Genomic DNA, 26,479 nt, shown 5'->3' on the forward strand with positions numbered 1-26,479 from the left:
TCACTTATGCATCGGCTCAGCCGCAGCTGGGCAGGTTCTTTTCCTGACGCTTGGCTTCGCCCCACAGGGCGTCCAGCTCGTCGAGGGTGCAATCTTCGAACGGACGGGCGCTGTCGCGCAATGCCTGTTCGATGAATCGGAAACGCCGCTCGAACTTGCGGTTGGCGCGGCGCAGGGCATTTTCGGGGTCCTGCTTCAGGTGACGGGCCAGGTTGGCCGTGGCGAACAGCAGGTCGCCCAGCTCATCCTCGATCGCGTCGGCGTCGCCCTCGGCCATGGCCTGCAGGACTTCGTCGAGCTCCTCGCGCACCTTGTCGAGCACCGGCAGTGCGTCAGGCCAGTCAAAGCCGACCTGGGCAGCGCGCTTTTGCAGCTTGGTCGCCCGCGACAGCGTCGGCAAGGCGGCGGGCACGTCGTCGAGCAACGACAATTGCTCAGGCACGCCCTGCTCGGCACGTTCCTCGGCCTTGATCGCCTCCCAGCGTGCCTTGACCTGGTCTTCGCTCAGGCGCGGGGTGTCCAGAGGGGCATGCAGGTCGCCGGTGGGAAAGACATGGGGATGACGGCGGATCAGCTTGCGGGTGATGCCATCGACCACCTCGGCGAAGGCGAAGCGCCCTTCCTCGCGAGCCAGCTGGCTGTAGTAGACCACCTGGAACAGCAGATCGCCCAGCTCACCTTGCAGGTGCGCGAAATCGCCCCGCTCGATGGTGTCGGCGACCTCGTAGGCTTCCTCGAGGGTGTGCTTCACGATACTGGCGTAATCCTGCTTCAGGTCCCAGGGGCACCCGTGTTGCGGATGGCGCAGGCGCGCCATCAGGGCGAGCAGGTCGTCTAGCGTGTAGGTCATACGTGTGTCCTTCATCGCCCGACGGCACTGCCTGGGCAGGCAGTGCCGTCGGGCGATCGCGAGGGTCAAGGCGTGCGGTTGCGTCGGGTCTCGATGATGTTGGGCAACTGGGAAATCCTGCCCAGCAGCCGGCCCAGGGCGTCGATCCCCGGAATCTCGATGGTCAACGACATCAGCGCGCTGTTGTCTTCCTTGTTGGAGCGGGTGTTGACCGCCAGCACGTTGATCCGCTCGTTGAGCAGCACCTGCGAGACGTCGCGCAGCAGCCCCGGACGGTCGTAGGCGCGGACGATGATGTCCACCGGGTAAGTCTGGACCGGCACCGGGCCCCAGTTCACCTGGATCATGCGTTCCGGTTCACGGCCACCCAGCTGCAGCACCGAGGCGCAGTCCTGGCGATGGATGGTCACGCCGCGGCCCTGGGTGATGTAGCCGACGATGGGATCGCCGGGCAACGGCTGGCAGCAACCGGCGATCTGCGTCAGCAGGTTGCCCACGCCCTGGATCTGGATGTCGCCACGCTTGCCGTTGCGCGGGCTGGTGGGCTTGCGCGCGATCAGCTCGATCTGCTCGTTGCGGTCGGGCTCGAGCAGTTGCTGGGCGGCATTGACCATCTGCGCCAGGCGCAGGTCGCCGGCCCCGAGCGCCGCGAACATGTCCTCGGCGGTCTTGACGTTGGCTTTTTCGGCCAACTTCTCGAAGTCCACCTGCGGCAGGCCCAGTCGGCTCAGCTCACGCTCGAACAGACTCTTGCCGGCAGCGACGTTCTGATCGCGGGCCTGCAGCTTGAACCAGTGCACGATCTTGGCCCGGGCACGCGAGGTGGTGACGTAGCCGAGGTTGGAGTTCAGCCAGTCGCGGCTCGGGTTGCCGTGCTTGCTGGTGATGATCTCCACCTGCTCGCCGGTCTGCAGGCTGTAGTTCAGCGGCACGATGCGCCCGTTGATCTTGGCGCCCCGGCAGTTGTGGCCGATCTCGGTGTGCACGCGGTAGGCGAAGTCCAGCGGCGTGGCGCCCTTGGGCAGGTCGATGGCATGGCCGTCGGGGGTGAAGACGTAGACCCGGTCCGGCTCGATGTCGACGCGCAACTGGTCGGCCAGGCCGCCGATGTCGCCCAGCTCCTCGTGCCACTCGAGCACCTGGCGCAGCCAGGAGATCTTCTCTTCGTAGTGATTGGAGCTGGGCTTGACGTCGGTGCCCTTGTAGCGCCAGTGGGCGCAGACACCCAGCTCGGCTTCCTCGTGCATGCCGTGGGTGCGGATCTGCACTTCCAGCACCTTGCCCTCGGGACCGATCACCGCCGTGTGCAGCGAGCGGTAGCCGTTTTCCTTGGGGTTGGCGATGTAGTCGTCGAATTCCTTGGGGATGTGCCGCCACAAGGTGTGCACGATGCCCAGCGCGGTGTAGCAGTCGCGTACTTCGGGCACCAGCACGCGCACGGCGCGCACGTCGTAGATCTGGCTGAATTCCAGCCCTTTGCGCTTCATCTTGCGCCAGATCGAATAGATGTGTTTCGCGCGGCCGCTGATGTCGGCATTGACGCCGGTGGCCAGCAGCTCGTTCTGCAACTGGTTCATCACGTCATTGATGAAACGCTCGCGGTCCAGCCGGCGCTCGTGCAACAGCTTGGCGATCTGCTTGTACTGCTCGGGCTCGAGGTAGCGGAAGGACAGGTCCTCCAGCTCCCACTTGATATGACCAATGCCCAGCCGGTGGGCCAGAGGCGCATAGATGTCGAAGACCTCGCGGGCCACGCGCAGGCGCTTGTCGTCGTCGGCGACCTTGACCGCACGGATGGCGCAGGTCCGTTCGGCCAGCTTGATCAGCGCCACGCGCACGTCATCGACCATGGCCACGAGCATCTTGCGCAGGTTCTCGACCTGCGCCTGGGAACCGAGCACCAGCGACTGGCGGGGGTTGAGGCTGGCGCTGATGGCGGCCATGCGCAGCACGCCGTCGATCAGCTTGGCCACCACCGGGCCGAAGCGCTCGCCGACCTCGGCCAGGGTCGCCTTGCCTTCGCGCACGGCGCGGTAGACCACCGCTGCGACCAGCGAGTCCTGATCGAGCTTGAGGTCGGCGAGGATCTCGGCGATCTCCAGGCCCGCCTGGAAGCTGGAGGTGCCGTCGGCCCAGGAATGCTTGGCCGGGTTGCCGTTCTTCTCGACGTCCTGGGCGAAATCGCAAGCCTCCTTGAGGGCCGCACGATCGAGCGCCGAATCGACGCTCACCACATGGTCGAGCCATGCATCGAGATTGATACTGCCGTCGGTATTGACCGGCTGGTGCACTCTCACCTGTACCATCTTTGTTCTACCTTTCCATACAGCGCGTCTCGCAGGACACGCTGGCAATCACCGTGCGACCTCCCGTCCGTGGACGTCGCACCAAGGGGCCAGCCTGGCTAGCCCACTTCGAATAACGCCATGGCTTCGACATGCGCCGTCTGAGGAAACATGTCGAGAATCCCGGCTCTCTTTAACCGGTACCCCTGGGCCACCAAGGTCTGGGTATCTCTTGCCAGCGTAGCTGGGTTGCAGGAGACGTAGACCAGTCGACGGGCGCCCAGGCGCACAATATTTTTCACCACTTCCTGGGCACCGTCCCGAGGGGGGTCCAAGAGTACCGCAGAAAATCCGTTGGCGGCCCAGGCAGCATCGCCCAAGGGCTGCGACAAGTCAGCCTGATGGAAGCTGGCGTTGACGAGACCGTTGGCCTGCGCATTGGCCGCCGCGCGCTCGACCATGGCCTGCACGCCTTCGACCGCCACCACTTCACCCGCCGAGCGGGCCAGCGGCAGGGCGAAGTTGCCCAGGCCGCAGAACAGGTCAAGCACACGCTCGTCGGCCTGGGGTGCGAGCCAGGCCAGGGCCTGCTCGATCATCGCCAGGTTGACGGCGGCATTGACCTGGACGAAGTCTCCAGGCCGCCAGGCCAGGGTCAGGTCCCACGGCGTCAGCTCGAAGCCCAAGGTCTGCCCCGGCTGGTCCGGTGTCGGTTCGCCCTCCCCCTGCAACCACAACTGGGCGTCGCTCTGCTGGCAGAACGCACGCAGGCGGGCCAGGTCCTGGTCGGCCAGGGGCGCGACATGCCGCACCAGCACGGCCTCGGCCGTGGCGCTGAACAGTTCGACATGGCCCAGTACCTGGGGTTTGTCGAAGCTGCGCAGCACCGTCGGCAGGTGCCGCAGGATCGTCTGCAAGGGCTGTACCAGCACCGGGCAGTCTTCGATGGCGACGATGTCCTGGCTGGCTTCGGCCCGGAAGCCCACGTCGAGTTCCCGACGTTTCGGATCCCAGCGCACGGCGACCCGGGCACGGCGGCGGTAGCCGAACTCCGGCCCGCTCAACGGCGCGGCCCAGTGCTCCGGCGCCACGCCAGCGACCCGCTGCAGCTGCTCGGCCAGGGTGCGCTGCTTGAGCGCCAGCTGGTCGGCGTGGGGCAGGTGCTGAAGGTTGCACCCGCCGCAGCGGTCATAGTGCCGGCAAGGCGCTGCACGTCGCTCGGCGCTGGCCTGCTGGACCCGCTCCAGGCGCGCCTCGACCACCTTGCCACGGGCGGCAAGCACCCGGGCCTCGACGGTTTCGCCCGCCAGCGCGCCACTGACGAACCAGGTGCGGCCGTCCTCGAAGGCGATGCCACGGCCGTCACCGGCCAGGCGTTCGATGACCAGGCGTTGCTTCTTGCCCACGGGCACCTGAGTGGCGCGCTCGCCACCGGCCGGCTGGAAGCGCAGCCCGCCATTGCGTTTATGTCTGGACATCAGGGTGCGTCGAACAGGCCGGTGGACAGGTAGCGATCGCCGCGGTCGCAGATGATCGCCACCATCACCGCGTTCTCGACTTCGCGGGACAGGCGCAGCATGGCCGCCACCGCACCACCGGACGACACGCCACAGAAAATGCCCTCTTCTCGGGCAAGCCGGCGCATGGTGACCTCGGCTTCGTCCTGGGACATGTCGACCACGCGGTCGATGCGCGTGGCATCGAAGATCTTCGGCAGGTAGGCCTCCGGCCAGCGCCGGATACCCGGGATGGCCGCGCCTTCCATGGGTTGCAGGCCAACCACCTGCACCGCCGGATTCTGTTCCTTGAGGTAGCGCGAGCAGCCCATGATGGTGCCGGTCGTGCCCATGGAACTGATGAAGTGGGTGACCTGGCCCTGGGTCTGCTGCCAGATTTCCGGCCCGGTGCTGGCGTAATGCGCCTCGGGGTTGTCGCCGTTGCCGAACTGGTCCAGCACCAGACCACGGCCTTCGGCCTGCAGCCGCTCGGCCAGGTCGCGCGCGCCTTCCATGCCCTCGTCCTTGCTCACCACGATCAGCTCGGCGCCGTAGGCGGCCATGGCCGCCTTGCGCTCGGCGGTGGAGTTGTCGGGCATGATCAGGATCATCTTGTAGCCCTTGATCGCCGCCGCCATGGCCAGGGCGATGCCGGTGTTGCCGGAGGTCGCCTCGATGAGCGTGTCGCCCGGCGTGATCTGGCCGCGCAGCTCGGCACGGGTGATCATCGACAGCGCTGGACGGTCCTTCACCGAACCGGCCGGGTTGTTGCCTTCGAGCTTGAGCAGCAAGGTATTGCTGGTTTCCCCGGCAAGGCGTTGCAGGCGCACCAGCGGCGTGTTGCCGACGCAGTCGGCGATGGTTGGAAACTGCAGGGTCATGGCGTAGTTCGCAATCGGGACGACAAGGGCGCCCATCATACCGACAAACCCGCACAGGCCATATCACGCAATCGATGGACGTCATAGCCAGGGGTTCTAAGGCGCTGGCGCGGGGTGTCGATCTAGGGAGTGCATTGGCGTCACGGGCGGAGTAACGTGCGGGGGCTGGGTTCGCCTGCATCACAACAAGACAGCCACGAAACAGGAGTACGTCGTGTTCGATCGACTGGGAATCAGGAGCCGGGTGCTGCTGCTGGCACTGGTGCCTGCCGGCCTGATGGCGGTGGTACTGGGCAGTTACTTCACCTGGTTGCAGCAGAACGAATTGCGCACGCAGCTACTGCAGCGTGGCCAGATGCTGGCCGAGCACCTGGCGCCCCTGGCCGCCCCCGCCCTGGCCCAGGGCGCCACGGCCCAACTCGAACGCATCGCCGCCGAATCCCTGGAGCAGGAAGACGTGCGCGCCGTGACCTTCCTGGACGCCGACAGGAAGCGCCTGGCCCATGCCGGGCCGAGCATGCTCAACCCCTCGCCCAGCGACTCCGGCACCGGCAGGCGCCTGCTGCAACGCACGGGCAACGATGCCACCCGCTACCTGCTGCCCGTGCTGGGCCACCACCGCGACCTGGCGACCCACGCCGTGCCCGCCGAATCGGAGCGGCTGCTGGGCTGGGTCGAGATCGAGCTGTCCCATGGCAACACCTTGCTGCGGGGTTACCGCAACGGGTTCGCCAGCGTGCTGCTGATCCTCGCCTGCCTGGCCTTCACCGTCCTGCTGGCCTTGCGCATGGGCCGAGCGATCAATACGCCGATCAGCCAGATCAAGCATGCCGTGGGCCAGCTCAAGGACGGTCACCTCGACGAGCGCTTGCCCGCGCTGGGCAGCCGCGAGCTGGACGAGCTGGCCTCCGGCATCAACCGCATGGCCGAGACGCTGCACATCGCTCGCGAGGAGCTGCAGCACAGCATCGACCAGGCCACCGAAGACGTGCGCCAGAACCTGGAGACCATCGAGATCCAGAACATCGAGCTGGACATGGCACGCAAAGAGGCGCTCGAGGCCAGCCGCATCAAGTCCGAATTCCTGACCAACATGAGCCATGAGATCCGCACGCCGCTCAATGGCATCCTGGGGTTCACGCACCTGTTGCAGAAGAGCGAGCTGGCGCCGCGCCAGCTCGACTACCTGAACACCATCGAGAACTCGGCCGACAACCTGCTGGGCATCATCAACGAGGTCCTGGACTTCTCCAAGATCGAAGCCGGCAAGCTGGTGCTCGACAGCGTGCCGTTCAACCTGCGCGACGTGCTGCAGGACACCTTGACCATCATGGCCCCCACGGCCCATGCCAAGCAGCTGGAGCTGGTCAGCCTGATCTACCGCGACACGCCGCTGTCGCTGATCGGCGACCCGCTGCGCCTGCGGCAGATCGTCACCAACCTGGTCAGCAATGCCATCAAGTTCACCCACGAGGGCACCATCGTCGTGCGGGCCATGCTGGAGGACGAGCACAAGGACCAGGCGCAGTTGCGCATCAGTGTGCAGGACACCGGCATCGGCCTGTCGCCGGACGATGTGCGTGCCCTGTTCCAGGCGTTCAGCCAGGCCGACAACTCGCTGTCGCGCCAGACCGGCGGAACCGGCCTGGGGCTGGTGATCTCCAAGCGCCTGATCGAGCAGATGGGCGGCGAGATCGGCGTCGACAGCACACCGGGCGAGGGCTCGCAGTTCTGGATCACCCTGAGCCTGCCCAAGGCCCACGACGATGTGGAAACCTCGCCACCCTCGGCCCTGGTCGGCCGTCGCGTCGCCCTTGCCGACCCTCATGCCCTGGCCTGCCAGGCCCTGGAGCACCAGGTCGCCGATTGCGGGCTCGACGGTACTGTCTTCGCTTCTTTCGACACCCTGCTCGAGGCCGTCCAGGCCTCCGCCCAGGCGGGTCGGCCGTTCGACTTCGCGGTCCTGGGCGTGCACCTGGGGGTGCTTTCGCCCACCCAGCTGGGCGAGCTTGCGCACCAACTCGAGCACCTGGGATGCCAGTGCGTGGTGCTCTGCCCCACGACTCAGCAGGCCCAGTACCACGCCTACCTGAGCGATGGGCAGACTCAACTGCTGGCCAAGCCGACCTGCACCCGCAAGTTGCGGCGTACCTTGCTGGAACTGGTGCAGCCCCGCCGCCTCACCCGCGAGCCTGCGGGCAGCGACATGCGCGCACCGCGCCTGCTGTGCGTGGACGACAACCCGGCCAACCTGCTGCTGGTCCAGACCTTGCTCGAAGACATGGGCGCCGAGGTCACGGCGGTGGACAACGGCCAGGCGGCGATCGATGCGGTGCGCGATCGCCCCTTCGACCTGGTGCTGATGGACGTGCAGATGCCTGGCATGGACGGCCCCACCTGTACACAACGGATTCGCCAGTGGGAGTCGGGCCGCGAGACCGCACGCCTGCCGATCGTCGCGCTGACCGCCCATGCCATGGCCAATGAAAAGCGTGCGTTGCTGCTGGGCGGGATGGACGACTACCTGACCAAGCCCATCAGCGAGCGCCAGCTGGCCCAGGTGGTCCTGAAGTGGACCGGGCTGAGCCTGGACACCTCCGATTCGCTGTCACGCCCCGAACGCTTCGCGCACCGTCACGAACTCAAGGTGCTGGACGCCGAGGAAGGCTTGCGCCTGGCCGCCGGCAAGCCGGACCTGGCCGCGGACATGCTGGCGATGCTGCTGGCTTCGCTCGACAGCGACCGGGAAGCCATCCGCGCGGCGCGCGCTGCCGACGACCGCGATACGTTGATCGCCCAGGTGCACCGACTCAACGGCGCCACGCGCTACTGTGGCGTGCCCCAGTTGCGCGCGGCCTGCCAGCACAGCGAGACCTTGCTCAAGCAGGACCATGTCGAGGCGCCCCAGGCCCTGGACGAACTCGACCGCGCCATCACCCGTCTGGCGCAGCAGGCCAGGTCGAACGCCTGACGCGTCCTGGGCCAGGTGCCGACACAGGTCAATGCAGGTGTCGGGCGCCTGGCTACACTTGGGCTTTCTTCGAGTGGAAGACGGCCATGCGCGTTCTCGTGTTCAGCAGCCAGCACTACGACCAGCACAGCTTCGATCGCGCCGCCGCTGATCAGGCGCTCGTCCTGCACCATCAGCCCGCGCGCCTGACGTTCGATACCGCGGTGCTGGCCCAGGGGTTCGATGTGGTCTGCGCCTTCATCAACGACCAGCTGGATGCGCCCGTGCTCGAACGCCTGGCCGCCGGTGGGACGCGCCTGATCGCCCTGCGGTCGGCCGGCTACAACCATGTCGACCTGGCAGCCGCTGCGCGCCTCGGCCTGGTGGTGACGCGCGTACCGGCCTATTCCCCGCACGCCGTGGCCGAACATGCCGTCGCCCTGGTGCTGGCGCTCAACCGCCACCTGCACCGGGCCTATAACCGCACCCGTGATGGTGACTTCACCCTGCACGGGCTGACCGGGTTCGACCTGCACGGCAAGACAGTGGGCATCGTCGGCACAGGCCAGATCGGCGAAGCCTTCGCCCGGATCATGGCCGGGTTCGGTTGCCAGCTGCTGGCGCACGACCCCTCCCCCAACCCCGCCGTGCTGGCCCTGGGCGCGCGTTACGTCACCCTGCCAACGCTGCTGCGCCAGTCGCACATCATCAGCCTGCACTGCCCCTTGACCGAACAGACCCATCACCTGATCGATGCCCACAGCCTGGCCGAACTGCAACCGGGTGCCATGCTGATCAACACCGGGCGGGGTGCGCTGGTCGATACCCCGGCGCTGATCGATGCGCTCAAGTGCGGGCAACTGGGTTACCTGGGGCTGGACGTCTACGAAGAGGAAGCGCAGCTGTTCTTCGAGGACCGTTCGGACCTGCCGCTGCAGGACGATGTACTGGCGCGTCTGCTGACGTTCCCCAACGTGATCGTCACCGCCCACCAGGCCTTTCTGACCCGCGAGGCGCTGGATGCCATCGCCCGCACGACCCTGGACAACATCCTCGCCTGGTCGCAAGGCCAGCCCCGCCACACCGTGCTCGCCTGAGGCGGACAGGGGGCGGACGGTCGTGATTAAAAGCGCGGCAGCCCTTACACTAGGCGGCATTTCTGGAGGACCCATGGTCGAACACGATTTCCGCTACACCCTGTTCAATCCGCAGCACACCTTGATCGAATGCCGTGCCCTGGTGCCGGGCCGCTATCAGGTCACCGGCAACGGTGGCTCGATTCAGCGCGGCGACGTGCTGCTGGTGACGCTCAAGGGCAGCAAGAGCCTGTCCATGCGCCTGACCGTCGAAAGCGTGCGCCACCTGATCAACCCTCACGGCCAATGGGTGGCGGTGGCCAGCGGGCCTGCGTTCACCGAACTGGAAATCCTGCAATGGCAGGTTACCTGCGATCAGTGCCAGGCCGTGCTGGACGTCGAGTTCGCCGTGGACGCCAAGCTCGGCGCCAAGGCACGCAAGCCGGCGGCCACTGCACGGGTGGCCGAACTGGGCTGGGCGACACAGGGCCAGGGGCACCTGTGCCCTGCCTGTCAGGAGGCGTCTGCATGAAACACCTGCTCGTCACTTCGCTCGTGGCCCTAGGGCTGACCGGCTGCGCGACCGAGGCACCGCCGTTGCAACAAGAGCGCAGCTACGTACTGGAATGGATTGGCGAACGTCCGCTGATCGACGACAGCCACCTGACCCTGACCCTGGGCTCGGACAATCGCGCCTATGGCAACGCTGGCTGCAACCACTGGTTCGCGCCCTACACGCTCGACGGCGATCACCTGGTGTTCGGCCCGCCGGGGAGCACGCGCAAGCTGTGTGCGCCGGCGATCATGGAGCAGGAACAGCGCTTCCTCGAGGCCCTGCCCAAGGTGCAGCGTTGGGATACGTCCGCCGAAGGGCAACTGCGCCTGTGGACGGGCGTGGGGCAGCCGTTGCGGTTGTGGCCGGACGAGGGTTGAGTGGGTAGAGGCTAGCGGTGTTCGACGGGTGAGATTCGGCTCGTCTGGTTGACCTGGCAGGCCGGTGCAGGCTCCTGTGGGAGTCCGCCCGCCGTCTTGGCGCCGCGCTGTCGCATAAGAGAACATGGCGATAGTTGGCAGGATCCGAAGCTTCATTGCTAATCGATTTTAGGGCCGCTTTGCGGCCCATCGCGGCACTGGGGCCGCTCCTACACCCGTAGCCCCACCGCGGGGTTGCAGGCTATCGCGGTCACCTGTGGGAGCGGCCCCTGTGCCGCGATTGGGCCCGCAGGGCCCACAAAACCTTGAAATTATTCCTTTCAAAATCAACAAGATATTTTATGTTCTGTGGGAGCGGGCTTGCCCGCGATAGCGTTCGGTCCGTCACCGCCTGCATCGCGGGCAAGCCCGCTCCCACACGATGGAATCCACGCGCGCTTACCTGCTTCTTGCAGCCCCCGCTCAGACCTCCGGCCCATTCAGTGCCTTCAGGCGCGCCTTGAGGCTTTCCAGGGTCTGCTCGCCGACCAGTTGCTCGCGCACCTTGCCCTTGTCGTCGATGATGTAGGTGACCGGCAGCGCCTCGCTGCGCGGCAGGTCGTAGTGCTCGGCCGGGTCCTGGGCCAGCACGGTGAACTGGATGCCGAGGGTCTCGCTGGCCTGCTTGAGCTCATCGCCCTGCAAACCGTCGAAGTTGACGCCGATGACCTTCACGCCACTGGCCTGCCAGCGCTGCGCGGCGGTGTTCAGTTCGGGGACTTCCAGACGGCACGGTCCGCACCATTCGGCCCAATAGTTGAGAATCACCCAATGTCCGTCGACCTGGCTGGCCTCGACGGCCTTGCCGTGCTGATCGACACCGTAGTCCGCGCCGCAACCACCGAGCAGCAGGCCTGCGGTAATGGCCAGTGCTGCCGCGAAACGCCTTGCCATGCGTGCATCCTTCTTGAAGTTTGAAGCGAACGATCGATTCGCTGAGGTTAGAATAGCCGCCACACCCTGCTGGATGCGACCTGTGATGACCGATCTGACGCTGTATCATAACCCGCGCTGCTCCAAATCCCGCGAGGCCCTGGCGCTGCTCGAGGCCCGCGGCCTGGCGCCGACGGTGGTGCGCTACCTGGAGACGCCGCCGGATGCCGAGACCCTGCGTGCCGTGCTCGGTGCCCTGGGGCTGTCGGCACGCCAGCTGCTGCGCAGTGGCGAAGACGCCTACAAGACCTTGGGATTGGCCGACCCTGCACTCACCGAGGCCCAGCTGGTCGATGCCATGGTCGCGCACCCCATCCTGATCGAGCGCCCCATCCTGGTCGCGGGTGACCGGGCCGTGGTCGGTCGTCCGCCCGAGAAGGTGCTGGAGATCCTGCCATGAGCGCGCCCTACATCCTGGTGCTGTTCTACAGCCGGCACGGCGCGACCCGTGACATGGCTCGGCACATCGCCCGTGGCATCGAGCTGACGGGCCTTGAAGCACGCCTGCGGACCGTGCCGGCCGTGTCCAGCGACTGCGAAGCGGTCGCGCCGGACATCCCCGAGCACGGCGCGCCGTACGCCACGCTCGACGACCTGCGCGACTGCGCCGGCCTGGTGCTGGGCAGCCCGACCCGCTTCGGCAACATGGCCGCACCGTTGAAGTACTTCCTGGACGGCACCAGCGGCCTGTGGCTCAGCGGCGATCTGGTCGGCAAGCCGGCGGCGGTGTTCACCTCCACGGCCAGCCTGCATGGCGGCCAGGAGAGCACCCTGCTGTCGATGCTGTTGCCGCTGCTGCACCACGGCATGCTGGTGCTGGGCCTGCCGTACAGCGAATCGGCGCTGATCGAGACCCGGGGTGGTGGCACGCCTTATGGCGCCAGCCACCATGCCGGTGCCGATGGCAAACGTGCGCTGGATGCGGAAGAGATCGCCCTGTGCCGCGCCCTGGGCCAGCGCGTGGCGAACACTGCCAAGACGCTCGCCCACCCGGCCCGCTGAGACGCGAGCGCTCGGGCCTCAGTGATTGACCGTGTGTGCCAGCATCACCGACAGCTGGCACAGCGGTCGACCGCTTTCCTGATGCCACTGGTTGAATGCCTGCTGCACCAGCGCCAGGTCGCGCTGGCTGGTGGGCTGCTTGTCGATCACGCCCTGGGCGATCAAGGCGGCCGCCATATCGGTGGTGGGCACGAAGGTGTCTTTGCCGATCATGCGCAGGAAGCGCGGTGCCGACAACCCGCCCAGCTGGTTGCCATGGCGGGTCAGGTACTTCCATAGCCCCACGATGTCGTCCACCGGCCAGTCGGCGATGAACGCCGCGAAACTACCGTGCTCATACTGCACGTCGAGGATCATCTGGGCATTGCGCGGCACGCTCTTGAGCTTGGCCAGGTGGCGGATGATGCGCGTGTCCTGCATCAGCCGCTCCAGGTGCTCGGCGCCCATCAGCACGACCTTCTCTGGGTCGAAGCCGAAGAACACCTGCTCGAAGGCCGGCCACTTGGCATCGACCAGGCTGTGCTTGAGCCCGGCGCGGAAGACCCGCAACGCCAGGGTCGACAGGTAGCGGTCGTCACCGATCGCCCGAAGCTGGTCGGGCGTCTTGGGCCGTGGCAGGCGCGCTTCGAGCGCGGCGGCCGAGCCGAAGCGGTTGAGGCAGTACTCGTGCAGCCACGTGTAGTTACGCATGGGTCAGAGGTTCACCACGTCGAGGAAGCGCGGGGTCGCGTTTTCGTCGATCTTCAGGCTGCCGAAGTCGAACAGGTCGCGGTCGGCCAGCTGGGACGGCACCACGTGCTGCAGGCCGCGGAAGATGTTGTCGGTACGCCCCGGGTGCTTGCGTTCCCACTCCACCAGCATGTCCTTGACCACCTGGCGTTGCAGGTTCTCCTGGGAGCCGCAGAGGTTGCACGGGATGATCGGGAACTCGCGCATGTCCGAGTAGGCCTGGATGTCCTTCTCGCTGCAGTAGGCCAGCGGGCGGATCACCACATTGCGGCCATCGTCGGCCCGCAGCTTGGGCGGCATGGCCTTGAGCGTGCCGTTGAAGAACATGTTGAGGAAGAAGGTCTCGACGATGTCGTCGCGGTGGTGCCCCAGGGCCATCTTGGTCGCGCCGATCTCGTCGGCGAAGGTGTACAGCGTGCCACGGCGCAGGCGCGAGCACAGCGAGCAGGTGGTCTTGCCTTCGGGGATCAGTTCCTTGACCACCGAGTAGGTGTCCTTCTCGACGATGTGGTACTCGATGCCGAGGGTCTTGAGGTAGGCCGGCAGCACGTGCTCGGGGAAGCCTGGCTGCTTCTGGTCCATGTTCACCGCGACGATCTCGAACTGGATCGGCGCCACTTTCTGCAGGTGCAGCAGAACGTCGAGCATGGTGTAGCTGTCCTTGCCACCGGACAGGCAGACCATGACCTTGTCGCCATCCTCGATCATGTTGTAGTCGGTGATGGCTTCGCCGGCAAGGCGTCGCAGGCGTTTCTGCAGTTTGTTCTGATTGACCGAAAGGGTGCCCATAGCGCTTGGATCCGCAAGGTGTGACAAAAGCCGGCCATTTTACGCACAAAGCGGCGTTTCGCGTAGGGTAATCCGATGAAGACCGTGACCGGCGACCGGCCGGCCGACGGTGCCTTGGCGATGCCGGGCGTGAGGCATAATGGCCGGCCAGGAGATCGTTCGTCATGCCAGACCTGCTCAACCAACGCGTGGACGCCTGCTACCGACAGGCCGAAGCGTTCTTCGACCGTCGCTTCCCTCGGCCCGAGGTGAGCCTCAAGCTGCGCGGCCAGAAAGCGGGGGTGGCGCACCTTCAGCAGAACCTGTTGCGGTTCAATGCCCAGTTGTATCGGGAGAACGCCGAGCACTTCCTGCGCCAGACCGTGGCCCATGAGGTCGCGCACCTGGTGGCGCACCAGGTGTTCGGCGGTCGCATCCAGCCCCATGGCCGCGAGTGGCAGTCGATCATGGTCGGGGTGTACGGCCTGCCGGCCGATCGTTGCCACAGCTACGCCGTGGAGCGGCGCAGCGTCTTGCGCTACCTGTACCACTGCCCGTGCCCGGAGAGCGAGTTCGCGTTCACGGCGCAGCGGCACCGGCTGGTGCGCAATGGGCGGCGGTATGTGTGTCGGCGCTGCAAGCAGGTGTTGCAGTACAGAGGGGAGACTCGGGTGGTGTGAGTCCGGGTGGAGGGGTTACAGGCAGCGCGGTACCTTGGTGGTTTGTCTGGGCTTTGGGGGTGGCTGATTTCGTGGGCCCTGCGGGCCCAATCGCGGCACTGGGGCCGCTCCTACACCCGTAGCCCCGCCGCAGCGTTGCAGGCCATCGCGGTCACCTGAGCGGCCCCTGCCGGGGTGCCGGACCGACCGCGATCGCGCGGAAGGATCGCTGCTTCACAAAAGCGGGCTACCCGCCCTCACGAAAAAGGCGACCCGAAGGTCGCCTTTTTCATACACGTCAATCGATCAGCGGGCCGGACCTTCGGCCACGCCCAGGTCGTCGGTCGGACGGGTTTCGACCAGTGGCGCGCCACCGGAGGCCAGCTCGGAAGCCAGCTTGTCGTTGTCCATCTCGTTGACCCACTTGGCCACGACCACGGTGGCCACGGCGTTGCCGACCAGGTTGGTCAGGGCGCGCGCTTCGGACATGAAGCGGTCGATGCCGAGGATCAGCGCCAGGCCTGCCACCGGCAGGTGACCGACGGCCGACAGGGTGGCCGCCAGGACGATGAAGCCCGAACCGGTCACGCCCGCAGCGCCCTTGGAGGCGACCAGCAGTACCAGCAGCAGGGTGATCTGGTGGGTGATGTCCATGGTGGTGTCGGTCGCCTGGGCGATGAACACGGCCGCCATGGTCAGGTAGATCGAGGTGCCGTCGAGGTTGAACGAGTAACCGGTCGGAATGACCAGACCCACCACCGACTTCTTGGCGCCCAGACGCTCCATCTTGGCCAGCATGCGTGGCAGGGCCGATTCCGACGATGAGGTGCCCAGCACGATCAGCAACTCTTCACGGATGTAGCGGATCAGCTTCAGGACGCTGAAGCCATGGGCGCGGCAGATGCCACCGAGCACCACCAGCACGAACAGCAGGCAGGTGATGTAGAAGCAGGCCATCAGGTAGCCCAGCTGTACCAGCGAGCCGACGCCGTATTGGCCGATGGTGAAAGCCATGGCGCCGAACGCGCCGACCGGGGCCAGCTTCATGATCATGTTGATGATGTTGAACATGACATGGGCGAAGCGATCGATCATGTCCAGCATCGGCTTGCCGAAGCTGCCCAGACGGTGCAGGGCGAAGCCGAACAGCACGGAGAACATCAGCACCTGGAGGATGTCGCCGTTGGCGAAGGCACCGACCACGGTATTGGGGATCACGTTGAGCAGGAAGCCCACGGTGGTCTGCTGCGCACCGGCGGCGGCATAGGCAGCCACGCTGCTGGCGTTCAGGGTGCTGACGTCGACGTGCATGCCGGCGCCTGGCTGGACCACGTTGACCACGACCAGACCGATGATCAGGGCAATGGTGGAGACAACTTCGAAGTACAGCAGCGCGTAGCCACCGGTCTTGCCGACCGACTTCATGCTCTGCATGCCGGCGATACCGCTGACCACGGTACAGAAGATGATCGGGGCGATCACCATCTTGATGAGTTTGACGAAGCCGTCGCCCAGGGGCTTCAGAGCAACACCGGTTTCAGGATAGAAGTGGCCGAGCAGGATACCGACGGTGATGGCGACCAACACCTGGACATACAGGGATTTGTACAGCGGCTGACGTGTCGTCATGGCTCAATTTCCTCAGTGTGCGGCGCCACCCTTCCCAGGGCGTCGAAGCACCTAGCGCGAACCCTCCTGCACTGGGAGGGATTTGTTGTAGGAGCTGCTGATTGCAAGACTCTGCCAAATGCTTAGCAAGGCCGGTGCCACAATGCACGGAGTCGGGGCACACGCCGTGTTCATGGGACTTTGCTGCGCCATTCGGGGGCAGGCCTGACAGGCCCTCATGGCGGAAACCCGCCGCCACCGCCAGCCGACCGTGCCGTGATGGCGGAAATCCGCCCGTGCCTGCGCGTCTACCGCCCCCTTCACCGCCGGCTCCCCTCCCACGCCTGAGGCTGGCACAATGGCCACCATGAACCGACTTCCCCACTGCTGTGCCCCCCTCCAGCACTACTGGCCCCTGCCCCGTCCACTTCCGGGCGCGGTGCTGGTCAGCTGCGCCTTCGATCCCGCTCGACTGGCAGCGGACGATTTCCAACGTGCGGGTATCGTGCAGACCCCAGCGCTGCAACGCTCGGTCGCCAAGCGCCAGGCCGAGTACCTGGCCGGGCGGGTCTGCGCCCGCGCTGCGCTGAAACGCCTGGACGGCCGTGATCACGTGCCGGCGACCCACGAGGATCGCTCGCCCATCTGGGCCAGTGGCGTGCATGGCGCCATTACCCATGGTCAGGGCTGGGCCGCCGCCGTGGTGGTTGCCCACGACGACTGTGGAGGGGTCGGCCTGGATGTGGAAAGCCTGTTAAGCGACGAGCGTGCCGAGCGCCTGGCGGGCGAGATCCTGACCCCTGCCGAGCTGCAACGTCTGGACCGGAGCCAGCTCGGCCTGACAGTTACCCTCACCTTCTCGCTCAAGGAAAGCCTGTTCAAGACCTTGTACCCGCTGACCGGCACGCGGTTCTGGTTCGAGGATGCCGAGGTGCTGGACTGGTCGGCAGACGGTGACGCACGACTGCGGTTGCTGACGGACCTGTCGCCAACCTGGCGCGCCGGTCAGGAAATACAGGGGCAGTTCCAGGTCGAACGCGGGCAGTTGCTCAGCCTGGTCAGTGTCTGACGCGCTGGCTATGGAGTTCCCTCAAAAAACAAAGAAAATTCGCCGACCAATGGCGATGCCGTTGTAAGACGCGAGCTACAAGGGATGCGACCCCCTACGCACAAAATACCCACACGTTATCCACAGATGCGTCGTCTTGCATTAGGCCTTCGACCGCACTATCTTGTATCGCCATGACCGGCGACCAACTACATGTTGGGTTTTACGCCAAATCGCAAACACAAGTCAGGCAGAAAACTCAAGCCCTTCAAGGGCCTTTTTTCGGCGTGTACGTGACGCGAAGTCGCCAACCAGACCGCTCCTGCGGAGGCCCTCGAGGCCTGTCTGAATCAGACGTGATCGAGGTAGGAAAACCAGCGCCCATGGCGCGGTAGACCACGGCAACAGATGTTGGGCACATGCCCAGGACGTTTGACATCGGCCAGGGAGCGGCAGGCGATTGCCCCCTTTTATTTCCGATCTGTCCAACGTCGGTGGGCCCTGGCGGGCCATTGCACCTGTGTCGTGCATTGGCCGCCTGGGCCCACCAGCGCTTGATCAGCTCGGTGGACGTCCCGGACGTTCGTACAAACATTGAGAATGTGGAGAGTCACCCCCCATGCAAACCGACACAACTCGCGAGAACCCGCAGGCCCAGGTGCCCTCGGCCGCCGATTCCAATGCGGATCTGGCTGCGACCGCTCCCGGTCAACTGCGTGTGATCAAGCGCAACGGTACCGTCGTCGCCTACACCGATGACAAGATCACCGTCGCCATCACCAAGGCGTTCCTCGCGGTTGAGGGCGGCACCGCCGCCGCCTCGTCGCGCATCCATGACACCGTCGCCCGCCTGACCGAACAGGTCACCGCCACCTTCAAGCGTCGCATGCCTTCGGGCGGCACCATCCACATCGAAGAGATCCAGGACCAGGTCGAACTGGCCCTGATGCGCTCCGGTGAGCAGAAGGTCGCGCGCGACTACGTGATCTACCGCGAACAACGCGCCAAGGAGCGCGCCACCCGCGCCAACACCGGCGCCGTGGTCGAACCGCACCCGTCGATCCGTATCACCCTGGCCGACGGCAGCAAGTCGCCGCTGGACATGGCGCGCCTGAACACCATCATCAGCGAAGCCTGCGAAGGCCTGGCCGAAGTCGACGGCGAGCTGATCCAGCGCGAGACCCTGAAGAACCTGTACGACGGCGTGTCCCTCAAGGACGTCAACACCGCCCTGGTGATGACCGCCCGTACCCTGGTCGAGCGTGAACCGAACTACTCGTTCGTTACCGCCCGCCTGCTGATGGACACCCTGCGCGCCGAAGGCCTGGGCTTCCTCGGCGTGGCCGAGAGCGCCACGCACCACGAGATGGCCGAGCTGTACGCCAAGGCCCTGCCTGCCTATGTCGCCAAGGGCATCGAGTTCGAGCTGCTCAACCCGGCACTGGCCGACTTCGATCTGGAGCGCCTGGGCAAGGCCATCGATCACGAGCGTGACCAGCAGTTCACCTACCTGGGCCTGCAGACCCTGTACGACCGTTACTTCATCCACAAGGATGGCGTGCGCTTCGAGCTGCCGCAGGTGTTCTTCATGCGCGTGGCCATGGGCCTGGCGCTGGAAGAGGCCGACAAGGAAGCCCGTGCGATCGAGTTCTACACCCTGCTGTCGTCCTTCGACTACATGGCCTCGACCCCGACCCTGTTCAACGCCGGTACCCTGCGTCCACAGCTGTCGAGCTGCTACCTGACCACCGTGCCGGACGACCTGTCGGGCATCTACCACGCGATCCACGACAACGCCATGCTGTCGAAATTCGCCGGTGGCCTGGGCAACGACTGGACTCCGGTCCGTGCGCTGGGCTCGTACATCAAGGGCACCAACGGCAAGTCCCAGGGCGTCGTGCCCTTCCTGAAGGTGGTCAACGACACCGCCGTGGCGGTCAACCAGGGCGGCAAGCGCAAGGGCGCGGTCTGCGCGTACCTGGAAACCTGGCACTTGGACATCGAAGAGTTCATCGAGCTGCGCAAGAACACCGGTGACGATCGTCGTCGTACCCACGACATGAACACCGCCAACTGGATCCCGGACCTGTTCATGAAGCGCGTCTTCGACGACGGCAAGTGGACCCTGTTCTCGCCGTCGGAAGTGCCGGACCTGCACGACCTGACCGGCAAGGCCTTCGAAGAGCGCTACGAGTACTACGAAGCCCTGACCGAGTACAACAAGATCAAGGTGTTCAAGACCATCCAGGCCAAGGACCTGTGGCGCAAGATGCTCTCGATGCTGTTCGAGACCGGCCACCCGTGGCTGACCTTCAAGGATCCGTGCAACCTGCGCTCGCCGCAGCAGCACGTGGGCGTCGTGCACAGCTCCAACCTGTGCACCGAGATCACCCTGAACACCAACAAGGACGAGATCGCCGTCTGCAACCTGGGCTCGATCAACCTGCCGAACCACATCGTCGATGGCAAGCTGGACACCGCCAAGCTGCAGCGCACCGTCAACACCGCCGTGCGCATGCTCGACAACGTGATCGACATCAACTACTACTCGGTCCCGCAGGCACGCAACTCGAACTTCAAGCACCGTCCGGTCGGCCTGGGCATCATGGGCTTCCAGGACGCGCTGTACCTGCAGCACATCCCGTACGGCTCCGATGCCGCGGTCGAGTTCGCCGACAAGTCGATGGAAGCGGTCAGCTACTACGCGATCCAGGCCTCGTGCGATCTGGCCGACGAGCGTGGCGCCTACGAGACGTTCCAGGGCTCGCTGTGGTCCAAAGGCATCCTGCCACTGGATTCCCAGCAGATCCTGATCGAAGCCCGTGGCCAGAAGTACATCGACGTCGACCTCAACGAGAGCCTCGACTGGGCGCCGGTCCGTGCCCGCGTGCAGAAAGGCATCCGTAACTCGAACATCATGGCCATCGCACCGACCGCGACCATCGCCAACATCACCGGCGTGTCGCAGTCGATCGAGCCGACGTACCAGAACCTGTACGTCAAGTCGAACCTGTCCGGCGAATTCACCGTGATCAACCCGTACCTGGTCCGCGACCTCAAGGCGCGCGACCTGTGGGACTCGGTGATGATCAACGACCTCAAGTACTACGACGGCTCCGTGCAGCAGATCGAGCGTATTCCGCAAGAGCTGAAAGACCTGTACGCCACCGCCTTCGAAGTCGAGACCAAGTGGATCGTCGATGCCGCCAGCCGTCGCCAGAAGTGGATCGACCAGGCGCAATCGCTGAACCTGTACATCGCCGGCGCCTCGGGCAAGAAACTCGACGTGACCTACCGCATGGCCTGGTACCGTGGTCTGAAGACCACCTACTACCTCCGTGCCCTGGCCGCGACCAGCACCGAGAAGTCGACCATCAACACCGGCAAGCTCAACGCCGTGTCCAGCGGTGGCGACAGCGCTCCGATCCAGGCCGCCGGCCCTGCCCCGGTACCGAAGGCGTGCGCGATCGACGAGCCGGATTGCGAGGCGTGCCAGTAAGCGCCGCGCGAGGCCTTCCCCGGAAGGCCTCTTTGCCCGGACGTGTCATCGCGTCAGGGTCGCCGTGACAGCACCAAGGCTGCAGGGCATGGGCCATCACTCCATCGAGTGGACTGTCCCAGCCCTGCAACCTCCTACAACAGGCCGACGCCGCGTAGCGTCAGCCCGCCCCTTCCGGGGCCTCCCCGATTTGCGTGCACCCGCAGTACCCCCACACGGGGCTCAGGCACCGCAACCATGATCCACTGGCTTTCCGTCATGGAAGGCCCCTCGAGCAGGAGATGTTCACCATGCTGAGCTGGGACGAATTCGATAAAGAAGACGGCGACGTCGCCGCCAAAGGCAACACCCATGCCCCCCAGGCCGAATCGGCCACTGCCCTGGACAAGCTCGACAGCGCCGGCGATGCCGCTGCGCAACAGGCTCGTGCCGTCGTCGCCACCGACTCCGAGGCCGTCAAGCGCGCCAAGGCGTCGCTGGACAAGCTCGACATCGCCGAAGGCCTGGCCGAGCTGGAAGGCTCCTCGGCCCGTGTCGCGGTCGACGAGAAACGCATGATCAACTGCCGCGCCGACCTCAACCAGCTGGTGCCCTTCAAGTATGACTGGGCCTGGCAGAAGTACCTGGACGGCTGCGCCAACCACTGGATGCCGCAAGAGGTCAACATGACCGCGGACATCGCCCTGTGGCGTGCCCAGGACGGCCTGACCGAAGACGAGCGCCGCATCGTGATGCGCAACCTCGGCTTCTTCTCCACCGCCGACTCGCTGGTCGCCAACAACCTGGCCCTGGCCGTGTACCGCCTGATCACCAACCCGGAGTGCCGCCAGTACATCCTGCGCCAGGCCTTCGAAGAGGCGATCCACACCCACGCCTACCAGTACTGCATCGAATCGCTGGGCATGGACGAAGGCGAGATCTTCAACATGTACCACGAGATCCCGTCGGTGGCGAAGAAAGCCGCCTGGGGCCTGAAGTACACCCGCGCCATCTCCGACCCGGAATTCGACACCGGTACCGTCGAGACCGACAAGGAGCTGCTGCGCAACCTGATCGCCTACTACTGCGTGCTCGAAGGCATCTTCTTCTACTGCGGCTTCACCCAGATCCTGTCCATGGGTCGCCGCAACAAGATGACCGGCGTCGCCGAGCAGTTCCAGTACATCCTGCGTGACGAGTCCATGCACCTGAACTTCGGCATCGACGTGATCAACCAGATCAAGATCGAGAACCCGCACCTGTGGGACGCCGAGATGAAGGAAGAAGCGACCCAGATGATCCTGCAGGGCACCCAGCTGGAGATCGAATACGCACGCGACACCATGCCGCGCGGTGTACTGGGCATGAACGCGGCGATGATGGAGGACTACCTCAAGTTCATCGCCAACCGTCGCCTGACCCAGATCGGCCTGAAGGAAGAGTACCCAGGGACCACCAACCCGTTCCCGTGGATGAGCGAGATCATGGACTTGAAGAAAGAGAAGAACTTCTTCGAGACCCGCGTGATCGAGTATCAGACCGGTGGGGCGTTGAGCTGGGATTGATTCGCCTGGCTTTATGAAAAGGCTGCCTTTGGGCAGCCTTTTTCGCTTAAGGGCTGTCGCCCTGCCAGAGAACTGCTCGCCGATATCGCCTCGCTAAGCACGCGTCACCCAACTTAAGGCGGATGGAATTCATGGAGCGCTTACGGTATTCCCACAGCCCGCCGATACCTGCCTGATCCCCCTCCTCCTATCCTGCATCTGTAGGATGGCGACACGCCTCGAACAATCCGATACTCAGTCCAAGCCCCGTCACCTCGACGCCAGGCTGTTACCCATGCCGTGACAGAACAACAACAACGTCGCAATCGGGGAAACCGCATGAACAGCAATGACCCTGCTGATCACACGATTGGAATTGACCTGCTGAAAGCCTTCAGTGAAATCACACTGGAGATCCAGCGCTTGGCCCGCGACCGGCCGATCGAGCATTTTCACGCCCAGGCTCTGGCCTTGTTGCAACGTTTGCTCCCATTCGACAGAGCCTGGTGGGGGCGCGCGGCCATCGTCGACGGCCTACCGGAAATGCACAGCTCGCACCTGCTCAACTTACCACCGGAGTACGTGGCTGATTGGCAATCGATTCGCCACGAGGACATTACCGTGGGCTTGACCATCGCCACGCCCAGAAAAACGGTGCTCATCGACAGCGGCAAAAGCACACCGGGCCTGAGCTGGTTGGGTAAACGCCACGGTTTTCGCGAATTTCTTTGCGTCATCCATTCAGACCCGCAAACCGGGCTAATCGATCACCTTACGCTCTACCGGGCTCCAGACGCTGACGCTTTCACTGCACAGGATAAACTGCTGCTGGACAACCTGATGGGGCACCTGACCGCTGCGGTATCGGCCAATCAGATCCGCACCCTGGTCACCAAGCGCGAAAGCCTGGCCCACTCTTCTACCCTAGCCCTGGCAGTGTGCGACGCACGTGGCACATTGCACTGTGCCGAACGCGGCTTCATCGACTTGTTGCTCAGCGAGTGGCCCGACTGGACCGGCCCGCAATTGCCCGACACGATCGGTCTGGACGGCTACCAGGGAAACCAATTGTTGCTGGAAGCGTCAGCCGTGGGCGACCTGTTGCTGCTCACCGGAAGAAGTCACGGCCTGATGCACCACCTCAGCGCTCGCGAGAACGAAGTGGCGCGGCGCTTTGGCGAAGGCAAGACCTATAAAGAAATTGCCCGGGACCTGGGCCTAGCACCCAACACGGTTCGTCATCATATCCGCACCATCTATTCCAAGCTGGGAGTGAACGACAAGGTGAGCATCGCCCACCTCATCCACGCGCCCGTCGACTGACCTTCCTACTGCCTGAACGTCGCTGCCCTGCCCGGCAGGACAAGGGCGGAGCTTTGCCTGAAAACTACACTATAAAAAGAGAGAGGCGCACCGCCCATGCTCCCTGCTTACCTGACCCGCACGGCCTTGCTTGGTTATACCCTGCTGTCGCTGACCGCACAGGCCGCCGACATGAACGCCAGAGACTTCTTCTCTGCCCCCTCAGGCACCCAGCTGGGCGTGCTCTACCTATCCGCCAACCGCGCCCATAACTTCCATGGCGCAGCGGATGCCAACGGCAAGGCCACGCTTGAGGTCAACGCTCTGGCTTACCGCCACGTGCTGTTCACCGATGCCTGCGGCACCCTCTGCACACCACAATTCATCGTGCCTTACGTGGACATCGACGCACGTTTACCGGGCGCTACCGAACAGACGGCCGAGCGTGGCGTTGGCGACCCTCAACTCGGCGGCACGCTGTTCATCATCAACGACCCGGCAAGCCGTACTTACAGCGGGCTGCTCAGCCTCCTGACAGTGCCCGTGGGCGAGTATCACAGCAACAACCCAGGCGTCTCACCGGGCGCCAATCGCTGGGGCTTGACCTTCAACTACAACTACACCCAAGGCGTGGGGGAGCGCTGGGTGCTGGAGGCCAACCTCGAAGCGCAGTTCTACGGCAAGAACGACGACTATTACGGCATGCCCCTGGAGCAGGCGCCGCTTTACCGCCTGCAGGCATTCGCTTCCTATGATTTCACCCCGACCACCTATGGCGCACTACGCCTCATACATGCCGAGGGCGGGGAACTGAGCCTGAACGACCATACGCTCGATGCTACCCATCAGCGCTACACCCAACTGGGTGCCGAACTTGGTCACTGGTTGGATCGCAACAACCAACTGATGGTGTCCTTCTCGCACAACGTCGACACCGACAACGGCTACCACGGCGCCCAGGCGTTGCTGCGCCTGACTCACGTGTTTTGACGTGGGGAATAGCGCTGATCCTGATGGCCAATGCTCTGTCGTTTCTGACAGTGCCTGCCACCCTCGGCAGCCGTCTGCGCCCTGCGCCTCTCTTCCGACATGAACCTTGCAAGCCCATTTCAAAACCGCGGAGCAACCGAACATGAGCCGTCGTACTGCTTTTTTCTTTGATGAACTGTCGCTTTGGCATAGTGCCAGCCAATATGCTCTGGTCTTGCCAGTGGGTGGCTGGGTGCAACCCCCCTCGGCCGCCGGCCATGCCGAATCGCCGGAAACCAAACGGCGCCTGAAAAACCTGATGGATGTTTCCGGCCTCACCCGCCGGTTAGACCTTCGCAGCGCAGCGCCTGCCAGCGAAGAAGACTTGATGCGCGTGCATCCGCCGCATTACCTGGAGCGTTTCAAGGCCCTGAGCGACGCTGGCGGAGGTGACCTTGGTGACCACGCGCCCATCGGACCCGGTAGCTACGAAATCGCCAAACTGTCCGCCGGTCTAGCGATGGCAGCCGTCGATGCCGTGCTCAAGGGCGAAGCTGACAATGCCTATTCCTTGTCACGCCCACCGGGGCACCATTGCCTGCCAGACCATGCCATGGGGTTCTGCATGCTGGCGAACATTCCGATCGCCATCGAAGCGGCGAAGGCGCGCCATGGTCTTGGCAAAGTCGCAGTGATCGACTGGGACGTACACCATGGCAATGGCACTCAGGCGGTGTATTACAACCGTGCTGACGTGCTCACCATTTCCTTGCACCAGGACGGTTGTTTCCCACCAGGCTATAACGGTGCCGAAGATCGTGGCGAAGGCGAAGGGATGGGGGCCAACCTCAATATTCCACTACTGCCTGGCAGTGGCCACGATGCCTATATGGAAGCCATGACGCGCATCGTGGTACCAGCGCTGGAGCGTTTCGGGCCCGAATTGATCGTGGTGGCCTGTGGTTTCGACGCCAATGGCGTGGATCCCTTGGCGCGCATGCTGCTGCACAGTGAAAGCTTTCGCAGTATGACCAGGACCGTTCGTGAAGTAGCCGAACGCCTGTGCCAGGGGAGACTGGTACTGGTGCATGAAGGCGGGTATGCCGAGGCGTATGTGCCGTTTTGTGGCCAGGCGGTGATCGAGGAGTTGTCAGGTGTGAGCACCGACGTGAACGACCCGTTAAGAGGACTGATCGAACAGCAGCAGCCAAATGCTGCTCATCGTCAGCTTCAGAGCGAATTGATCGGGGAGATGACCAGAAACTTCGGCTTGACCTGACTCTAGAAGCGCAACAGCCTGGCGTTCCTTTCGGGAACGCCAGGCCTTTCGCCTCCCCCGCCTCTAGTGTCGGGTACCGGCAGCGACCTGCTGCTGATGGCGGTAGAGCCCACGCACGGCCTCGACGACCTCGGGTACGCAGGCTTGCCGCTGCGCCTCGCTCATGGCATCGAGCAGCTCGACGTTGTCTTCCAGGCCATGCAGGGAAATCGTCTTGAGCAACGCGTCCTGCTCGGCAGGCAAGTCCGCCCATTCGGCGACCTGGGTACCGCGCATGTAGCCAAAGCACCACTCTTCCAGGATGGTGACCGGCCCCTCCTCGCCCTCGCCTTCCTCGAACAATGGCTCGAAACCGTCCAGGTCCGACACCAGTGCCTGGTCGATCTGGTCGCAGTAGCGCAGCATCAGGGCGGTGTAGGCCTCGCCATGGGCGGCGCTCTTGAACTTGGGCACCTTGCCGCCGCTGACGGCAGGCAGCCAGCGCTCGGCGTTGACCCGGGCCGGCGAGCTGGCCAGGGCGGTGAAGAAGCCGTTGAGCTCGGCCAGGTTGATGACGGAGAAGTCGTTGCCGTAGGTGATCAGCAGGTCTTCGAGGCGGTTGAGTTCTTTTTCGGAGAGTGCAGGCAGCATGAAAGCAGGTGTCCTTGGGT

Annotated in this window: 22 protein-coding genes; 13 read left to right on the forward strand and 9 right to left on the reverse strand. The window is 64.6% G+C overall.

Annotated features, from left to right (window positions below; translation table 11 throughout):
* Positions 1 to 16: 16 nt before the first annotated feature.
* The 4 genes from APT63_15370 to APT63_15385 all read right to left on the reverse strand — a co-directional run bounded on the left by APT63_15370 (position 17) and on the right by APT63_15385 (position 5,512).
* Positions 17 to 850: a nucleoside triphosphate hydrolase gene (locus APT63_15370; protein AMA46888.1), complete on the reverse strand. Its 834-nt coding sequence runs from the start codon at positions 848 to 850 to the stop codon at positions 17 to 19.
* A gap of 65 nt (positions 851 to 915) precedes the next feature.
* Positions 916 to 3,156 (reverse strand): (p)ppGpp synthetase, encoded by a 2,241-nt coding sequence (gene relA / locus APT63_15375; GenBank protein ID AMA46889.1) that lies wholly within the window; start codon positions 3,154 to 3,156, stop codon positions 916 to 918.
* A 98-nt stretch (positions 3,157 to 3,254) separates the two neighbouring features.
* Complete coding sequence (locus APT63_15380) at positions 3,255 to 4,613, reverse strand: 23S rRNA methyltransferase (protein ID AMA46890.1); 1,359 nt, start codon at positions 4,611 to 4,613, stop codon at positions 3,255 to 3,257.
* Positions 4,613 to 5,512, reverse strand: coding sequence for a cysteine synthase (locus APT63_15385; protein AMA47914.1), 900 nt, complete (start codon positions 5,510 to 5,512; stop codon positions 4,613 to 4,615). The genes APT63_15380 and APT63_15385 overlap by 1 nt, the downstream gene beginning before the upstream one ends.
* A 214-nt stretch (positions 5,513 to 5,726) precedes the next feature.
* Between APT63_15385 and APT63_15390 the strand changes: the two genes are divergently transcribed.
* The 4 genes from APT63_15390 (at position 5,727) to APT63_15405 (ending at position 10,471) form a co-directional block, all read left to right on the forward strand.
* Positions 5,727 to 8,483, forward strand: coding sequence for a hybrid sensor histidine kinase/response regulator (locus APT63_15390; protein AMA46891.1), 2,757 nt, complete (start codon positions 5,727 to 5,729; stop codon positions 8,481 to 8,483).
* An 86-nt stretch (positions 8,484 to 8,569) separates the two neighbouring features.
* Positions 8,570 to 9,559: a hydroxyacid dehydrogenase gene (locus APT63_15395; protein AMA46892.1), complete on the forward strand. Its 990-nt coding sequence runs from the start codon at positions 8,570 to 8,572 to the stop codon at positions 9,557 to 9,559.
* A gap of 73 nt (positions 9,560 to 9,632) precedes the next feature.
* A complete protein-coding gene (locus APT63_15400) occupies positions 9,633 to 10,070 on the forward strand; it encodes a hypothetical protein (GenBank protein ID AMA46893.1) in 438 nt (145 codons plus the stop codon).
* Positions 10,067 to 10,471 carry a hypothetical protein gene (locus tag APT63_15405; protein ID AMA46894.1) on the forward strand — a complete coding sequence of 135 codons (405 nt, stop codon included), beginning with the start codon at positions 10,067 to 10,069 and terminating at the stop codon, positions 10,469 to 10,471. Before APT63_15400 ends, APT63_15405 begins: the two co-directional genes overlap by 4 nt.
* Positions 10,472 to 10,933: 462 nt before the next feature.
* Here the strand turns inward: APT63_15405 and APT63_15410 are convergent, their stop codons facing one another.
* Positions 10,934 to 11,404 (reverse strand): peroxiredoxin, encoded by a 471-nt coding sequence (locus APT63_15410; GenBank protein ID AMA46895.1) that lies wholly within the window; start codon positions 11,402 to 11,404, stop codon positions 10,934 to 10,936.
* 85 nt (positions 11,405 to 11,489) lie between these two features.
* Here APT63_15410 and APT63_15415 point away from each other — a divergent pair, with 85 nt between their 5' ends.
* Positions 11,490 to 11,843, forward strand: coding sequence for an arsenate reductase (locus tag APT63_15415; protein ID AMA46896.1), 354 nt, complete (start codon positions 11,490 to 11,492; stop codon positions 11,841 to 11,843).
* Positions 11,840 to 12,445, forward strand: coding sequence for an NAD(P)H-quinone oxidoreductase (locus APT63_15420; protein ID AMA46897.1), 606 nt, complete (start codon positions 11,840 to 11,842; stop codon positions 12,443 to 12,445). The genes APT63_15415 and APT63_15420 overlap by 4 nt, the downstream gene beginning before the upstream one ends.
* Positions 12,446 to 12,463: 18 nt before the next feature.
* Here APT63_15420 and APT63_15425 read toward each other — a convergent pair whose 3' ends face one another.
* Both APT63_15425 and APT63_15430 read right to left on the reverse strand, forming a co-directional pair.
* Positions 12,464 to 13,135 (reverse strand): 3-methyladenine DNA glycosylase, encoded by a 672-nt coding sequence (locus APT63_15425; protein ID AMA46898.1) that lies wholly within the window; start codon positions 13,133 to 13,135, stop codon positions 12,464 to 12,466.
* A 3-nt stretch (positions 13,136 to 13,138) separates the two neighbouring features.
* Entirely contained in the window at positions 13,139 to 13,963 is an 825-nt protein-coding gene (locus APT63_15430; protein AMA46899.1) for a tRNA 2-thiocytidine(32) synthetase TtcA, read from the reverse strand.
* A gap of 164 nt (positions 13,964 to 14,127) precedes the next feature.
* Here APT63_15430 and APT63_15435 point away from each other — a divergent pair, with 164 nt between their 5' ends.
* The gene (locus tag APT63_15435; protein AMA46900.1) at positions 14,128 to 14,622 is read left to right on the forward strand and encodes a SprT family protein; all 495 of its coding nucleotides are present in this window, start codon (positions 14,128 to 14,130) and stop codon (positions 14,620 to 14,622) included.
* 285 nt (positions 14,623 to 14,907) lie between these two features.
* Here APT63_15435 and APT63_15440 read toward each other — a convergent pair whose 3' ends face one another.
* Complete coding sequence (locus APT63_15440; GenBank protein AMA46901.1) at positions 14,908 to 16,230, reverse strand: C4-dicarboxylate transporter; 1,323 nt, start codon at positions 16,228 to 16,230, stop codon at positions 14,908 to 14,910.
* Between the two features lie 346 nt (positions 16,231 to 16,576).
* Here APT63_15440 and APT63_15445 point away from each other — a divergent pair, with 346 nt between their 5' ends.
* From APT63_15445 to APT63_15470, 6 genes are all read left to right on the forward strand, one after another.
* Positions 16,577 to 17,278 carry a 4'-phosphopantetheinyl transferase gene (locus APT63_15445; GenBank protein AMA47915.1) on the forward strand — a complete coding sequence of 234 codons (702 nt, stop codon included), beginning with the start codon at positions 16,577 to 16,579 and terminating at the stop codon, positions 17,276 to 17,278.
* 598 nt (positions 17,279 to 17,876) lie between these two features.
* The gene (locus APT63_15450; GenBank protein AMA46902.1) at positions 17,877 to 20,756 is read left to right on the forward strand and encodes a ribonucleotide-diphosphate reductase subunit alpha; all 2,880 of its coding nucleotides are present in this window, start codon (positions 17,877 to 17,879) and stop codon (positions 20,754 to 20,756) included.
* Positions 20,757 to 21,046: 290 nt separating this feature from the next.
* Positions 21,047 to 22,300, forward strand: coding sequence for a ribonucleotide-diphosphate reductase subunit beta (locus tag APT63_15455; protein AMA47916.1), 1,254 nt, complete (start codon positions 21,047 to 21,049; stop codon positions 22,298 to 22,300).
* Positions 22,301 to 22,618: 318 nt separating this feature from the next.
* Positions 22,619 to 23,602, forward strand: a complete 984-nt coding sequence (locus tag APT63_15460; GenBank protein AMA46903.1) for a helix-turn-helix transcriptional regulator — start codon at positions 22,619 to 22,621, stop codon at positions 23,600 to 23,602.
* Between the two features lie 96 nt (positions 23,603 to 23,698).
* Complete coding sequence (locus tag APT63_15465; GenBank protein ID AMA46904.1) at positions 23,699 to 24,571, forward strand: protein QbdB; 873 nt, start codon at positions 23,699 to 23,701, stop codon at positions 24,569 to 24,571.
* A 142-nt stretch (positions 24,572 to 24,713) separates the two neighbouring features.
* A complete protein-coding gene (locus tag APT63_15470; GenBank protein AMA46905.1) occupies positions 24,714 to 25,829 on the forward strand; it encodes an acetoin utilization protein in 1,116 nt (371 codons plus the stop codon).
* Positions 25,830 to 25,892: 63 nt separating this feature from the next.
* Here the strand turns inward: APT63_15470 and APT63_15475 are convergent, their stop codons facing one another.
* On the reverse strand, positions 25,893 to 26,459 hold the full coding sequence (locus tag APT63_15475; GenBank protein ID AMA46906.1) for a metal-binding protein: 567 nt from the start codon (positions 26,457 to 26,459) through the stop codon (positions 25,893 to 25,895).
* Between the last annotated feature and the right edge of the window lie 20 nt (positions 26,460 to 26,479).

Source organism: Pseudomonas monteilii (genome assembly GCA_001534745.1).
Lineage (GTDB): Bacteria > Pseudomonadota > Gammaproteobacteria > Pseudomonadales > Pseudomonadaceae > Aquipseudomonas > Aquipseudomonas alabamensis.